The 15430-nt window shown below is 68.3% G+C and carries 12 protein-coding genes; 4 read left to right on the forward strand and 8 right to left on the reverse strand.

The features are described from left to right. The 5 genes from OPU67_RS15910 to recN form a co-directional block, all read right to left on the reverse strand. On the reverse strand, positions 1-406 hold a 406-nt coding region (locus tag OPU67_RS15910), incomplete at its 3' end, for a CinA family protein (protein WP_267621384.1). Next, complete coding sequence (ligA, locus tag OPU67_RS15915; protein WP_267621386.1) at positions 406-2568, reverse strand: NAD-dependent DNA ligase LigA; 2163 nt, start codon at positions 2566-2568, stop codon at positions 406-408. The genes ligA and OPU67_RS15910, both read right to left, overlap by 1 nt. After that, a complete protein-coding gene (locus OPU67_RS15920) occupies positions 2558-2938 on the reverse strand; it encodes a putative quinol monooxygenase (RefSeq protein ID WP_267621388.1) in 381 nt (126 codons plus the stop codon). Before OPU67_RS15920 ends, ligA begins: the two co-directional genes overlap by 11 nt. Position 2939: 1 nt before the next feature. Further along, positions 2940-3767 (reverse strand): alpha/beta hydrolase family protein, encoded by an 828-nt coding sequence (locus OPU67_RS15925; protein ID WP_267621390.1) that lies wholly within the window; start codon positions 3765-3767, stop codon positions 2940-2942. Between the two features lie 179 nt (positions 3768-3946). Further along, complete coding sequence (gene recN / locus OPU67_RS15930) at positions 3947-5614, reverse strand: DNA repair protein RecN (protein ID WP_267621392.1); 1668 nt, start codon at positions 5612-5614, stop codon at positions 3947-3949. 201 nt (positions 5615-5815) lie between these two features. On the opposite strand from recN, the gene OPU67_RS15935 reads away from it, so the two are divergent. Together OPU67_RS15935 and OPU67_RS15940 are read left to right on the forward strand one after the other, a co-directional pair. Then, positions 5816-7309 carry a sensor histidine kinase gene (locus OPU67_RS15935; protein WP_267621394.1) on the forward strand — a complete coding sequence of 498 codons (1494 nt, stop codon included), beginning with the start codon at positions 5816-5818 and terminating at the stop codon, positions 7307-7309. Next, positions 7306-7662, forward strand: a complete 357-nt coding sequence (locus OPU67_RS15940) for a response regulator (RefSeq protein WP_267621396.1) — start codon at positions 7306-7308, stop codon at positions 7660-7662. The genes OPU67_RS15935 and OPU67_RS15940 overlap by 4 nt, the downstream gene beginning before the upstream one ends. Before the next feature lie 150 nt (positions 7663-7812). Here OPU67_RS15940 and OPU67_RS15945 read toward each other — a convergent pair whose 3' ends face one another. Next, positions 7813-8610: an outer membrane protein assembly factor BamD gene (locus OPU67_RS15945; RefSeq protein ID WP_267621398.1), complete on the reverse strand. Its 798-nt coding sequence runs from the start codon at positions 8608-8610 to the stop codon at positions 7813-7815. A 226-nt stretch (positions 8611-8836) separates the two neighbouring features. Here OPU67_RS15945 and OPU67_RS15950 point away from each other — a divergent pair, with 226 nt between their 5' ends. Both OPU67_RS15950 and OPU67_RS15955 read left to right on the forward strand, forming a co-directional pair. Continuing rightward, entirely contained in the window at positions 8837-10612 is a 1776-nt protein-coding gene (locus OPU67_RS15950) for a tetratricopeptide repeat protein (protein WP_267621400.1), read from the forward strand. A gap of 176 nt (positions 10613-10788) precedes the next feature. Then, positions 10789-11301 carry a winged helix DNA-binding protein gene (locus tag OPU67_RS15955; protein ID WP_267621402.1) on the forward strand — a complete coding sequence of 171 codons (513 nt, stop codon included), beginning with the start codon at positions 10789-10791 and terminating at the stop codon, positions 11299-11301. 59 nt (positions 11302-11360) lie between these two features. Here the strand turns inward: OPU67_RS15955 and lepA are convergent, their stop codons facing one another. Beyond that, on the reverse strand, positions 11361-13178 hold the full coding sequence (gene lepA / locus OPU67_RS15960; RefSeq protein WP_267621404.1) for a translation elongation factor 4: 1818 nt from the start codon (positions 13176-13178) through the stop codon (positions 11361-11363). Positions 13179-13245: 67 nt separating this feature from the next. Then, on the reverse strand, positions 13246-15324 hold the full coding sequence (locus OPU67_RS15965; protein ID WP_267621406.1) for a putative bifunctional diguanylate cyclase/phosphodiesterase: 2079 nt from the start codon (positions 15322-15324) through the stop codon (positions 13246-13248). Positions 15325-15430 lie beyond the last annotated feature (106 nt).

The following is a 15430-nucleotide window of genomic DNA, read 5'->3' on the forward strand; positions in this document are numbered from 1 at the left end:
GCCCCGTGTGCTCGAGACCGCCCGGCCCCGCCAGCGCCGCGACGCTGCGCCCGGCGGGCGCGCCGCTCGGGTGGGTGGAGCCGCCGACCGAGCCGCTTTCCGCCAGCCCCCACGCCGCGCCGAAATTGTCCCGGATCGCGCGCGCTTGGAGGAGCGCGTAATCCTCGCTCGCCCCGCGCATCCCCTTGTAGGCCTCGCGCGGCAGGGCGAAGAGCACGTCGCGGGCGCGGAAGGAATAGACCACGCCGCCGCCCACGAAGACATCGAGCGCGCCCGGCACGGTGAGCAGCGCGGCGGCGATCAGGCCTCCGGTCGCCCCGTCTGCCACCGCGACTTTCTCGCCCCGCGCGCGAAGGCGCTCGGCAATGCGGACCGACTGGGGGTGAAGAGCGCGCAGCAGGTCCATCAGCCCGCCCCGCCCCCGCCGAGCGCCTCGGCGACGATCGCCGCCCAGCCCGCCTCGTCGGTGGTCTCGATCCCGAGTTCCGCCGCCTTCTTGAGCTTCGATCCCGCGCCGGGCCCAGCCACCAGCAGGTCGGTCTTGGCGCTGACGCTGCCCGCCGCCTTGGCACCGAGCCTTTCGGCCTGCGCCTTCGCCTCGTCGCGGCTCATCGTCTCGAGCTTGCCGGTGAACACGACCGTCTTGCCCGCCACCCGGCTGGCGAGGGTCTTCACCTCGTAGCGCGGCGGGGAGACTTCCGAGAGCAGGTCCTCCCAGACGGCGACATTGTGCGGTTCGTGGAAGAAGTCGCCGAGCGCCTCGACGACGCTCGGCCCGATACCGTCGATCGCGGTGAGTTCGGCACGCGCCTGAGCCGCAACATCTCCGTTCGTGTCGAGAGCAGTCGAGACACCTTCGCGCATCTGCCTCTCGACTTCGCTCGAGGCGAACGGCAGGCGATCCGCGTTGGCGAGCGTCGCCATCGCCCGGAGCGCCGCCAGCGTGTGGAAATGCTTCATGAGGTCGCGCGCAGTCACCTCGCCCACGTGGCGGATGCCGAGCGCGAAGAGCAGCCGCGCGGCGTCGGGCGCGCGCTTGGCCTCGATGGCGGCGAGGAGGTTGTCGACCGACTTCTCCTGCCAGCCCTCGAGCGCGAGGATATCGGCGCGGCGCTGCTTCAGTCGGTAGATGTCGGCGGGGCTTTCCAGCCACCCCAAGGCGTAGAACTGCGCGATGGTTTTCTCGCCCAGCCCTTCGATGTCGAGCGCCTTGCGGCTGACGAAATGTTCGAGGCGCTGGGTGCGCTGCGCCGGGCAGATCAGGCCCGCGGTGCAGCGCACGTCGACCTCGCCCTCCTCGGCGACCGCTTCGGAATGACATTCGGGGCAATGGTCGGGGAAGACGAAGGCGGCGCGCGGCTCCTCGCGGGTCAGGTTCTCGACCACCTGCGGGATCACGTCGCCGGCGCGCTGGATCACCACCCGGTCGCCCACGCGAAGGCCCAGCCGCGCGATCTCGTCGCGGTTGTGGAGGGTCACGTTGGTAACCGTCACCCCGCCGACCAGCACCGGCGCAAGGCGACCGACGGGCGTGAGCTTGCCGGTGCGCCCGACCTGAATGTCGATCGCCTGCACCACCGTCTCGGCGCGCTCGGCCGGGAACTTGTGCGCGAGCGCCCAGCGCGGGGCCTTGGCGACGAAGCCCAATCGCTCCTGCCAGTCGAGCCGGTCGAGCTTGTAGACCACGCCGTCGATGTCATAGGGCAGCGAGGGCCGCGCGGTGCCGATCGCGTCGAAATGGGCGATGAGCTCGTCCGCCCCGCCATCGATACGGGTAAACAGCGGCGAGACCGGAAAGCCCCACCCCCTGAGCGCCGCGACCACCTCGCTCTGGGTCTTGCCCGGCAAAGCTGAGGCCGCCCCCCAACCATGTGCCCAGAACCTCAATGGCCTTTTTGCGGTGACGCCCGCGTCCTTCTGGCGGAGCGAGCCCGCGGCGGCGTTGCGGGGATTGGCGAAGATCTTGCCGCCCGCCTCATGCTGCGCAGCATTGAGTGCAGTAAACGCCTGTTTCTCCATATATACTTCGCCGCGCACCTCGAAGATTGCGGGGACGCCTTTGGGAAGCGTCGGCGGAACGTCGGGGATGTGCGCGACGTTCGCCGTCACGTCCTCGCCCACCTGCCCGTCTCCCCGGGTCGCGGCGCGCACCAGCACCCCCTTCTCGTAGCGCAGCGAGCAGGACAACCCGTCGATCTTGTCCTCGGCGGTGATCGCCATCGGCGCGTCCTCGGGCAGCGCAAGGAAGCGCCGCATCCGGGCCAGCCATTCGGCGACCTCCTCGCGGGAGAAGGCGTTGTCGAGGCTCATCATGCGAACCTCGTGGGTGACCTTGCCCAGGGGCGAGGCGGCAATCTGGTGCCCCACCTTCCGCGAGGGGCTGTCCGGGCGGACGAGGTGCGGGAAGGCCGCCTCGATTTCGGCATTGCGCCGCACCAGCGCGTCATATTCGGCGTCGGTGATCTCCGGCGCGTCCTCGGCGTGATAGAGCCGGTCGTGCCGCGCGATCTCGCGGGCGAGGCGCATCAGCGCGTTGGCGGCTTCGGCTTCGGACAGATCAGCCGGCATGGTTCACCGGACGGGTCTCCGCGCGCACCCCGAAGCCGCCGATCAGGGGCCGTGCGCGCGCGATGGCCGCCTGCACAGCGGCGGGCTTGAGGCTGTTTGCATGATCGGTCCGGGTGCGCCACACCTCGGTGATCCAGATCGAATCCGGGTCCTCCAGATCCTCGGCGACGAGGTAGAGCAGGTTGCCCTCCATGGCCTGGGAGGCCTCGAGCAGGATCGCGACCAGCTCCGCGCGCTTGCCCGGCACGGCCTTGAGCTGCCCGATCAGTCCGTAGATTTCTTCCATGCTTGCTCCCGCCGCCAGCGCAGGCGCATGGGCCGCCAACAGGCCCAGCGCCGCGGTGCCGATGAATTCACGCCGCCCGATCATCTCAATGGCCCCTCAGCACCGCGAGCATGGCCGGCTCGTTGGCGGTGTAGACCGGATTGCCGGGGGTGATGATCGCGAAGTGGCTCGCGCCCACGTTCTCGCGCACGCTCACCCGCGCAGCGGCTGCGGCTAGCGCCCGCCGGGTCCCTTCCGAAGGCGCGGGGAGTTTCGCCTGCACGAACAGCAGTTCGGCAAGCTGCGGGGCGATGGACGCGGGCGAAATTGCCCGGTAGCGCTCCGGCACGCGCTGCGGCTCTCCACCCATGAAGGGGTCGACTGCGGAGAACTGGCACAGCGCATCGAAGGCGGGCCGCTCGGCGCCGACATCGCCCGTCCCGTCGAGCACGATGGCCGCGCGCACCTTGAGCGCCGGGCGCGCGCCGACAGGGCCATCGGCATCATCAGCCCGCGCGAGCCACTGCGCCGGCAGCGCGCCGGCGGAATGGCCGACCAGCGTGACGCGAGCGCGATCGACACGGTGCCTGGCGGCGACCTCCTCGATCAGCCGGCCCGAGGCCGCCCAATCTTCGAACGACCCCGGCCAGCCGCCCCCATCGCCCACCTCGCGGTAATCGACATTGAGCGTGGCGATGCCCTCCTGCTGCCAACGCGTCGCCAGCGGGGCCATGTAGGCCTGGCTGGCGATGCCGGTCTTCCAGCATCCGCCGTGATAGATCACCGCCAGCGGGAACGGGCCTTTGCCCGCCGGCATCCGCAGCTCGGCAAACGCGCGCGGGTGATCGGCGTAGCGCAGCACCGCATCGGGCTGCGAGGGCTGGAGCTGCGCGTCGGTGCCATAGGTTGAATGGTTGGGCTGGACGGACGTCACGGCTTTCTCCGGCGCGGGCGTGGCGGGGGTGCAGGCGGCGGCGAGGAGGATTGCGGCGCTCCACCCCCCCTTGCCCCCTCCCCTGAAGAGGAGCGGGCGAAGCGGCGCCGCACTTATGCGCGCCCGCTCCTCTTTCGAGGAACGGGTCGGGGGATGGTGACAAGCTTCTTCGGCCCCGCTCACACCCCCTCCAGCAGCCGATCCGCCTGGGCCCTCGCCTCGGGCGTCACCTCGGCGCCCGAGAGCATCCGCGCGATCTCCTCCTGCCGCGCGGCATGGTCGAGCAGCACCACGCTGGTCTTTGTCACCGTCCCGCTCGAGGCCTTGGCGATGAGATAGTGCTGTCCCCCGCGCGCGGCGACCTGGGGCGAGTGGGTGACCGCCAGCAGCTGGCCTTCCTGCGCCGCGAGCCGCGCCAACCGCTCGCCGATCGCGCTGGCGACCGCGCCGCCCACGCCCCGGTCGATCTCGTCGAAGATGATCGTCGCCGCCCCGCCCTTCTCGGCCAGCGCCACCTTCAGTGCGAGGATGAAGCGCGACAATTCGCCCCCGCTCGCGATCTTGGCGAGCGGGGCGAAGTCGGCGCCAGGGTTGGTGGAAATCAGGAACTCGGTCGTATCCATCCCCGCCGCGCCCCACCGCTCCTCCGGCAGCGGCGTCACCGCAGTGCGGAACCTCGCGGCGTCGAGCTTGAGCGGCGCAAGCTCCGCCGCCACTGCCGCATCGAGCCGCTCCGCCCCGGCCACCCGCGCGGCGTGGGCCCGCTCGGCCTGCGCGACATAGGCCGCGCGGGCCTCCTTCGCGGCCGCTTCCAGCGCGTCGAGCTGCGCCTCGCCGCCCTCGATCGCGTCGAGCCGGGCGCGCATGGTGCGCGCCAGATCGGGCAGGTCGTCGACCTCGCAGCGGTGCTTGCGGGCCGCGGCGCGCAGCTCGAACAGGCGGGTCTCGGCGCGCTCCAGCGCCAGCGGATCGTGGACCAGCGCCTCGGCGGCGGCGGCGAGCTTGTCCTCGGCCTCGCCCGCCTCGATCACCGCCCGGTCCAATGCGGCGAGCGCCTCGGCGAGCAGCGGGTGCTGCTCGGCGATCCGGTCGAGCCGCCGGGCCGCCACCCGCAAGCTCGCGAGCGGTGAATCCGAGCCCTCCCACAGGCGCCGCAATTCGGTGAGGTCATCCGAAAGCTTCTCGCCCTTCTGCATATCCGCCCGCGCGCCGGCGAGCCGCGCCTCCTCGCCCGCTTGCGGTTCGAGCGCCGACAGCTCGGCAAGGTGCGCGATCAAAAGGTCCTGATCGGCCCTTGCCTGTTCGACGGCATCGCGCGCCTCGGCGAGCCGCGCCTCGGCGCGCGCCCATTCGCCCCACGCCCGCTCGAGCCCGGCGACATCGGTCCCGGCATAGCGATCGAGCAGCGTGCGGTGCCCGCGCGGGTTCACCAGCCCGCGATCGTCGTGCTGGCCGTGCAGTTCCACCAGCGCGGGCGCGAGTTCGCGCAGCAGGGCGACGCTCGCCGGCTGGTCGTTGACGAAGGCCTTGGAGCCGCCGTCGGCGCGCACCTGGCGGCGGATGATCAGCGGCTCGCCCGGCTCGACGGCGATCTCCGCCTCGCCCAGCGCCGCCGCGACCGCCGGCGGCAGGGCGGCGAATTCGAAGCTCGCGGTGACGCTCGCCCGCTCCTCCCCGGCGCGCACCAGCGATGTCTCCGCCCGGTCGCCCAGCACCAGCCCCAGCGCATCGAGCAGGATCGACTTGCCCGCCCCGGTCTCCCCGGTCAGCACGCCGAGCCCCCGCGCGAAATCGAGGTCGAGCGCTTCGATGAGGACGACGTTGCGGATCGAAAGCCGGGTCAGCATGGCCGAGCGAGGGATAGCCCAGCATCGCGCCCGCGTCACGGCAAAAGCCGAGCCAATCCCCAAGCCTCGCCGCACCCCGTGCAGGATCGGGCACGATCGGGCAACCCGACTTGACGGCGCGGGGAAAACCGCCAATCGCAAGCACAGGATGCGGCCGATTGGGCCGGCAGGCCCGCGTGCAACATCGCTCGAAGGGACAACATGAGCGAAAGCATCGCCAACCGGGACGAGCCAGCGGACGGGGTGCCGTGGGTGACGCGCGCCTTTGCGCTGTCCTTCGGCCCGGCGGCGAGCATCGCCGGCACGATCGGGATCTTCGTGGCGGCCTGGGCGGCGCGCGCGCTGCTCGATCCGATGCTGCCGCCGGGCTTCCCCTTCCTCACCTTCTTTCCCGCGGTCGTCCTCACCGCCTTCCTGTTCGGCCTACGCGCCGGCATTCTCTCCGCAATCCTGTGCGGGGCGGTCGCGTGGTATTTCTTCATCCCCCCGGTCCATTCCATGCGGCTCGAGGGGGCGGAGGTCGCGCTCGGCCTCTATGTCTTCGTTGTCGCCACCGACCTTGCGCTGCTCCACGGGATGCGCGTGGCCAACCTGCGGCTGCGCGAGGAACGCCGGCTCGGCCTCGAACTCGCCGCCGCCAAGGAACGCGCGGCGCAAGAGCTCGAGGAACGCGCCGCCGAACTGCGCGCGGCGTTCGACGCGCTGCGCGAGAGCGAGATCAAGACCCACCTCGCCACCCAGACCGCCGGGATCGGCATCTGGCAGTGGCACGTTCCGAGCGGGCGGATCCACGGGGACGACACGATGCTCGCGCTCTACGGCATGAACGCCGAGCCCGGCGAGGCGCTCACCCTCGACGACTACATCGCGCGCATCCACCCCGACGATGTTCCCGAGCAGCAACGAGTGCTGATCGAAACCGTCAGGCGCGGCGCCGGCAGCACCCGCGAATTCCGCATCTATCGCGGCGACGACGGGCGCCTCAGGCACCTGCGCGCAGTCGAGGTTGCGCGCGCGGGGGCCGACGGGCGCACCGAATGGGTGGTCGGCACCAATCTCGACATCACCGACGAGAAGGAGCGCGAGAACCACATCCGCCTGCTGCTGGGCGAGGTCAACCACCGCGCCAAGAACCTGCTCGCGGTGGTGCTCTCGGTCGCCAAGCAGACACGCGGCACGGACCACAAGGCGTTCCTCAAAAACTTCGCCGCGCGCATCCAGTCGCTTTCGGCCGGGCAGGACCTGCTGGTCAAGAACGCCTGGCGCGGGGTCGGGCTTGGTGCGCTGATCGAGGCGCAGCTCGGGCACTTCAAGGACCTCCTCGGCGAGCGGATTCTTCTGGAGGGCGAGGATCTGCCGCTCTCCGCCTCGGCGGTGCAGACGCTGGGCATGACGCTCCACGAACTGCTCACCAATGCCAGCAAGTACGGCGCGCTCTCCGGGGAGGCGGGGCAGGTGAGGCTCGCCTGGCAGCGCAGCGGCGCGGCCGGGGCCGAGCGCTTCGTGATGACCTGGACCGAGACCGGCGGCCCGGTGCCCCAACCCTCCGATCACCGCGGCTTCGGCTCGGTCGTCACCGGCGACATGGTGCGCAGCACCCTCGAGGCCGAGGTCGTCAGCAGCTTTGCCCCAACGGGCTTCACCTGGCGGCTCGAATGCGCGCTCGCCCACATCATCGAGACCGAAGAAGTATGAGCGCCAGCATCCTGATCGTCGAGGACGAATACCTTATCGCCCACGAGCTGGCTGAGGCACTAAAAGAGGCAGGCTTCGCGCTGCTCGGGATCTGCGCATCGGTGCCCGCGGCGCTCGCGCGGATCGAGGCGGAGGACGGCTGCGATGCGGCGGTGCTCGATGCCTCGTTGCGCGAGGTGAGCAGCGTCCCCGTCGCCGAGGCGCTGAGCGCGCGCGGCATCCCCTTCGTGGTCGTGTCCGGCTTCAGCGCCGACCAGCTCCCCCCGGCGCTCGCGGCAGCCCCCCTGATCAACAAGCCCGCCGAGGCCGACGATCTGGTGGCGATGCTGCGCGAGATGATGGCGCGGGGGTGAAAGACAGGCCGAGCGCCGGGCTGGCCAGCATGGCACGCCTTCACGGGGCGCCCGCGGCGGGCATGACCCTTTAGGCAGAGCCGCAGGCGATCAGGGCCCGGGAGGGCCTGAAGCTCGCCGACGATGCACCCGCGCAGGCGGGTGCGCAAATCAGGAAACCGTCACGCCCTCGGCGTGCTTGCCTACGAGCTTGTAGGCGCGCTCGTACCACTCGTTGCCGGGGTAGTTCGCGCCGAGCACCGCAGCATACTTCACCGCTTCGGCCGGCACGCCCAGCGCAAGACTGCTCTCGCACAGGCGGTAGAGCGCTTCGGGTGCGTGGCTGGTGGTGTCGAACTTCTCGACGACGTTGCGGAAGCGCATGTCGGCGGCGAGCCACAGGCCCATCTTCTGGTAGTGGCGGCCGATCTCCATCTCCTTGCCGGCGAGGTGATCGGCGACGAGATCGAGCTTCAACCGCGCGTCGGCGGCATATTCGCTTTGCGGGAAGCGGCGATTGACCTCGCGCAGCGCGGTCTGCGCCTGCTCGGTGATCTTCTGGTCGCGGTTCACGTCGCTGATCTGTTCGTAATAGGAGAGCGCGATCAGGTAGTAGGCGTAAGGCGCATCCTTGTTGCCCGGGTGGATCGACAGGAACCGCTGCGCGTTCTGGATCGCCTTGTTGTAATCGCGCGCGATGTAATAGCTGAAGGCGCTCATCAGCTGCGCGCGGCGGGCCCAGGGCGAATAGGGGTGCTGGCGCTCCACCTCGTCGAACAGCGCCGCGGCCTGCAGGGTGTTGCCCCGGTCGAGCCGCTGCTGCGCCGCCGCGTAGAGCGATTCGACGTCGCGCGCGACATAGGCGATGTCCTTGCCGGCCTTGCTCCCGCCCCCGCAGGCGGCGAGGGGTGTGATGGCAACGGCGAGGAGCGCCGCACGCGCGATGGTGCTGGTGAGCTTGGACTGCATGGACAGCGCCTATAGCGGGGGCTGCGCTGAACGCCAAGTGAAGGGTAAGCCTCGTGCCCAGGCAAATGCTGCAGACCGAAAAGGTCGGCGCCCCGGCATGACTTTCGGTGCGCAACGTCAGCGGTTGCGATCACCTGGCACGTCCTCTGGCAACTTCGGCATACCAAGAGCCGATTTTCCGCTTGCATGACGTTCATGCTTTCATAGTCTCGGGCAAAAGCGGCGCTTGACGCTGCAGGAAACCATGCAGATCAAGCCATCCCGCGACGCGATCCTGGAGCAGTTGGAGCGCATCCTCGCGTCATCCGAATTCGCGGCCGCCCCCCGCATGACGGTGCTCCTGCGTCACCTGGTGGCCTGCACGATCGATGGAAGGACGGCACAACTCACCGGGTATGCGATCGGTCTCGATGTGTTCGAGCGAAGCGCGTCGTTCGACCCGGCCCAGGATTCGATCGTTCGCGTCCAGATGACCCGCCTGCGCCGGATGCTGGACGAATATTACGCCGTGGCTGGCGTGGCGGACGATGTGATCATCGCTATTCCCAAGGGCCAGTATTGCGCGCAATTCAGCTATGCGCCAAGCGCGGCGCCGCACAAGGGTCCCGAGCCTGAGGCAGCCGCGCCCATTCCGCACGCACGCGGCCGCGTCTGGCAGAACGCCCATGACATTGCGCTTCCGCTGTCGCTCACAGTCATCGCGCTTGTCGCGGTCGTGTCTTTCGCCCTTGCCTCGCTCGTGACCCCCCGTACCGCTCAACCCGCACCCGGCGCCGAGCCGAGAGTGCTGGTGACGAAGTACACAGCCCGTGACGATGTACCCGAAACGCGGTTGATCGCTCAGGGCATACAGCGCGATCTGATTGCCGAACTGGCGCAATACGCCAATTTCGAGGTTATCGGCTATGACACCGCCTCACAGACCGCAAATGGCAAGCAGGCCGCAGCAGCACATGATGCCGATTACACGTTGAGCGGCGATATCGACTTCGTCAAAGGTGCGGTGAAGGTCTACAGCCGCCTGACAGAAATCAGGTCGGGCGTGGTGATCTGGACCGATGTCGCAACGCTTGATGTCGGTGACACCGTCGATCTGTTCGCTGCCCACCGGGGAATCGCTTTCGAGGTCGCCTCGACACTCGGCCAGAGTTACGGCGTGATCCAGAACGCCGGACGACGCCTCGAATCTGCGCCAGGACATACTTCATTCGAAGGCTACGCCTGCGTGCTCGCAACTTACGATTACATGCGCGAAAAGTCCGCGGCGGCGCATCGCAACGTGCGCGGGTGCCTTGAGAAGACGACCCGCACATCGCCCAATTACGCGAGCGCCTGGGCACTGCTTTCCTGGGTCTATGGTGACGAAGCCCGCTACAGCTTCAATCCTCGCCGCGGTGACGACGCGACATTGCGGGCATTGAAGGCCGCCAAGCGGGCGGTCGGTGCAGACACACGCAATGCGATGGCGCATCAATATCTCGCGGTGGCCCAGTATTATCTCAACCGTGATGCCGAAGCGCTCTATTCCGCCAGGATCGCCCTCTCACTGAGCCCGAACAGTTCCGAAGTTCTCGCCAATGTCGGGTGGATCCAGGCCTTCGTTGGTGATCCGCAGGACGGCGAGGCGCTGATGCAACGCGCGCTCGACCTCAATCCGCTTCATCCCAGCTGGTATTGGTGGGGGATGGCCATCAACGCCATCAAGCAGCGCCGTGCGGAGGACGCGTTGCGCATGTCGATGCTCTATACCGATGACCGCCCGATGTCGGATTATGTACGGATCGCGGCCGAGCGCCTGAACGGACGGGGCGAGATCGCGGACTCCATGCTTCGCGACCTTGGCAAAAGCAGCCCGGACCTGATCCGCCCGGACAATGACTTTCTGAAGCGCAATCGCGTTCCCGATGAGGTTACGGCCTTGGTCTTCTCGCGACATGGAGACGCGCGGGACGTCACGACCATCCCGCGCTCGCAACAAGCTCAGGCGGCAAAGCCGCGATAATATAACTCCATGATATTGATCCATGTAACCGTACGCGTAACGGTTACATGGTTGCGCTCCCGAAGCCCTTCGGTATGGGCCCCGTCCACCGCTCCGGCAGGGTTCGCTTTTCGGCCGAACGCCCCAAATGGCCAGAGGGCGGCGCGTTTGCTCCTCAGCAGAAAAGAACACCCGCCGTGCAAGAACTCGACCTCGACAAGAAAGTCGACGCCATTCTGGATGAAATCGACGCGCTGCGCCGCGCCATTCGATGCGTTGCGCCCTTCACCGCGGATGCCGTTCCGACCATGGCGAGCCAGAGCGACGAGGCTGGGGGCAATGCAAAGCCAGCGCGGCCGGCTCTTCCCGAGCCACGGCTTGTCAGGCACATCATTCGTATGCGGAGGGCCCGCATCGATCATTTCGGCGCGGAGCTTTTTGCCGACCCCGTCTGGGACATGCTGCTCGAGCTGACAGCGGCGCAGGCCGAACATCGCCGGGTGACGATCAAGGTTCTGTGCCTTGCCTCGGGCGTTCCGAACACAACCGCCCTTCGGTGGATCCAACACATGAGCGATCAGGGCCTCATCATCCGATCCGAAGACGATACCGACAAGCGCCGTGTGTTCGTATCGCTGAGTGACAGGGGCATGCGGATCATGGCCGATTACTTCGCGGACCTCATCCCTTTCGCGCAATACGCCATCTGAGCGCGCGCTGCCGGGAATCGGAACGGAAGGCACCCACCAGCCCCGAGGACGGGACGGGGTTATTCCTCGCCCATCCTCAAAGCGGCGATGAACGCCTCCTGCGGGATGGACACATTGCCATATTCCCGCATCCGCGCCTTCCCCTTCTTCTGCTTCTCGAGCAGCTTCTTCTTCCGGGTAATATCCCCACCATAGCACTTGGCGGTCACGTCCTTGCGCAGGGCGGCGATGGTTTCGCGCGCGATCACCTTACCGCCGATGGCGGCCTGGATCGGGATCTTGAACAGGTGGCGGGGAATGAGGTCCTTGAGGCGCTCGCACATGCCGCGTCCCCGTTCCTCCGCGTTGGCGCGGTGGACGATGAGGGAGAGGGCATCGACCGGCTCGTTGTTCACGAGGATGTTCATCTTCACGAGGTCGCCCTCGCGCGTGCCGATCTGCTCGTAGTCGAATGAGGCATAGCCGCGGCTGATCGACTTCAGGCGGTCGTAGAAGTCGAACACCACCTCGTTGAGCGGCAGCTCGTAGGTCACCTGCGCGCGGCCGCCGACGTAGGTGAGTTCGGTCTGGATGCCGCGGCGGTCCTGGCACAGCTTGAGGATCGCGCCGAGATATTCGTCGGGGGTGTAGATCACCGCCTTGATCCACGGCTCCTCTATCGACTCGATCCGGTTGGTGTCGGGCCAGTCGGCGGGGTTGTGGATGTCGATGACACGCGCGTCCTCGGTCTTCGAATGGCCGAGGTGGATGCGGTAGACCACCGAGGGCGCGGTGGTGATGAGGTCGAGGTCGTATTCGCGGCTGAGGCGTTCCTGGATGATTTCGAGGTGCAGCAGGCCGAGGAAGCCGCAGCGGAAGCCGAAGCCGAGCGCCGCCGAGGACTCCATCTCGAAGGAGAAGGAGGCATCGTTGAGGCGCAGCTTGGCGATGCTCTCGCGCAGTTTTTCGAAGTCGGCGGCGTCGACCGGGAAGAGGCCGCAGAACACCACCGGCTGGACTTCCTTGTAGCCCGGCAGCGCCTCGGTCGCTCCGCCCTTCACCGTGGTGATGGTGTCGCCGACGCGGGCCTGTCCGACTTCCTTGATCTGCGCGGTGATGAAGCCGATCTCGCCCGGGCCGAGTTCGGCAAGGTCGGTGCGCTTGGGGGTGAAGCAGCCGACGCGGTCGACGAGGTGCTGGGTGCCGCCCTGCATGAAGCGGATGTTGAGGCCCTTGGTGAGCTTCCCGTCGATCACGCGCACGAGGATGACGACGCCGAGATAGGGGTCGTACCAGGAATCGACGAGGCTGGCCTTGAGCGGCGCCTCGGTGGTGCCCTTGGGCGGCGGGATCTTGGCGACGACGGCTTCGAGCACCTCCTCGATCCCGATGCCCGATTTGGCGGAGGCGAGGACGGCCTCGGAGGCGTCGAGCCCGATGATGTCCTCGATCTCGGCGCGGACCTTGTCGGGTTCGGCGGCGGGGAGGTCGATCTTGTTGATGACGGGGACGATTTCGTGATCGTGCTCGATCGACTGGTAGACGTTGGCGAGGGTCTGGGCCTCGACCCCCTGCGCGGCGTCGACGACCAGCAGCGCGCCCTCGCACGCGGCGAGGCTGCGGGAGACCTCGTAGGCGAAGTCGACGTGGCCGGGGGTGTCCATCAGGTTGAGCTGATAGGTCTCGCCGTTCTTCGCGGTATAGGTGAGGCGCACGGTCTGCGCCTTGATGGTGATGCCGCGCTCCTTCTCGATGTCCATATTGTCAAGGACTTGCTCGGACATCTCGCGCTCGGAGAGGCCTCCGGTGAACTGGATCAGCCGGTCGGCGAGCGTCGACTTGCCATGGTCGATATGGGCAATGATGGAGAAGTTGCGGATGTGGGAGAGGTCAGTCATTTGCGCTGCGACTTAGCGCCGCCCCGGCGTCTTGTCATGTGCCAAGAACGCAACCCGCTCCGCGATGTCAGGCAGGTTCGGTGCGAGGCTGTGCGGCGTAGCCGAACTTGGGCACGGCCGCGCCGTGGTCGACGCCGATGAACTTGCCCGGGGCGAGCGCGGCGAGCGGCGTGCCGGCCGCCGCCAGCGCGTAGGGGCTGACACGATTGCGGGTGCACAGCCCGCCCGAGCCGTCCTCGATCAGCGACTGCTCGAATTCCAGCCCCTGCACATCGCCGTTCGAGCGCGTGACGGTCGCCACCGCAAGCTGCCCGCCGCCGAGGTCGACCACGAACTGCGTGCCTTTGGGAACGTCGGCCAGCCCCTGGATCAGCGCGCCCGTCTTCGACAGGTTTCGCAGCGTGACCATGTAGGCATAGTCGTCGTGGATCACCTGAATCTTGCGCAGCAGCGTGCGGCGTTTCGCACGGCGGGTGCGGCTCGTGCCCGGTTCGATCCGCCAGCTGCCTCCGGCCATCTCCTTCGCGAGCGTGTCGAGGTCGACCGGTTCGCTGAAGATCCCGCCCTGGAGGTATTGCACGCCGCTGTCCTTGAGCGCCGCGAGCAGACCTGCGCTCTCGACGCCGCCGGCGATCGTCTCCATCTGGAGGGCTCCCGCAAGGGCGACGATCGCGCGCACCAGCCCCAATTCGCGGCTGTCGTGCCGTTCCGCCTCGGCGATCAGCTTCTGGTCGATCTTGATCGCATCGAAAGGCGCGCGCCGCAGGTAGGCGAGCGAGGAATAGCCGCTCCCGAACTCGTCGAGGGTCAGCCTGACCCCAAGCTTGAACAGCGCGGCAAGCGTGCGGTCGACAAGGGCAGCATCCCCGAGGAACGCTTCCTCGCTGATCTCGAGCGCGACGCGCCCGGCGCCGATGCCGGAGGTCTCGATCGCCTCGCCGACAAGCGTGACGAAATCGTCGGCGAGGAACAGGGCAACGGGCACGTTGACGGCGACCCGCACGCTGTCGGGCCATTCCGCCGCGCGCTGCACCGCCGCCGCGATCGCCCAGCGCCCGACATCGCCGATGAGCGCCGAGCCCTCGACGATCTGGGCGAAGTCCTCCTCTTCGATGATCCCGCGCTCGGGGTGGGCCCAGCACACATGGGCTTCCAGCGCGCAGACCGATCCGGCGGCCGCGGCGACGATCGGCTCGAAGCGCAGGAACAGCTGCTCGCCTTCCAGCGCGGCGCCGAGGTCCTGTTCCAGCCGGCGGCGGAAGATCGTCTCGTTCTCGAGCTCGCCGGAGAAGAACCGGTACTGCGCGCGCCCGCCATTCTTGGCCGCGTAGAGCGCAAGGTCGGCGGCGCGCACGATCTCCTCGCGGCTCACCCCGTCGTGGGGCGCAATGGCGATGCCGACCGAGGCGCCGATCACGCAGCGCCCCTCCTCGAGGCTGTAGGGCTGGCGGAGCATGGCGATGATCCTGTCGGCGATCTCGGCCAGCACGCCGCGGTCGTCGATATCGGGGAGCATCACCTGGAACTCGTCACCGCCGAGGCGCCCGATCTCGCAATCGCGGTCGATCGCACGGGTGAGCCGCGCGGCCACCTGCTTGAGCAGCTCGTCCCCGGCCGCATGGCCGAGCGTGTCGTTGACGTGCTTGAAGCGATCAAGGTCGAGCATCATCACCGCGCAGTTGCGGCGCTGCGCCTTGAAGGCGGTCAGCGTCGCCTCGAGCTGGTGCGCCATGCGGTGGCGGTTGCTGAGGCCGGTGAGCGAATCGTAGCGCGCAAGGCGGGCGGTCTCTTCCTCGCGGGTGTATTCCTCCGTGATGTCGACGCCCGTGCCGCGGAAGCCCACGAATTCGCCTTCGGGCGTGGTGATCGGCTGGCCCGAGAGGCGCAGCACCGGGCCGTCGGGCCGGCGCGCCGCGCGGGCGGCCATGCCGGTGAAGGCCTTGCGCGCGCCGAGCATCAGGGGGAGTGACTTGCCGCGCCCCTCGCGGTCGGCGGCGGCGAAGATCGCGGTGAGCGGCTGGCCGAGCAACGCGTCGAGCGGCAAGCCGAGCCGCTTGGCGATCGCGCCCGAAAGATAAGTCAGGTGCCCCTGCGCGTCGCTCGCCCAGAACCACCCGAGGCCGGACTGTTCGAGCTCGTCCAGCATCGCAAGACGTTCCGAATCGCTCAGGGCAGAGGTCGCTGGAAGCGCTGCCGGGCGCGGCGCTGCGACGGGGGGGGGGGGGGGGGGGGGGGGGGGGGGGGGGGGGGGG

The organism is Erythrobacter sp. WG, from assembly GCF_026586795.1.
In the GTDB taxonomy this organism is placed as follows: domain Bacteria; phylum Pseudomonadota; class Alphaproteobacteria; order Sphingomonadales; family Sphingomonadaceae; genus Erythrobacter.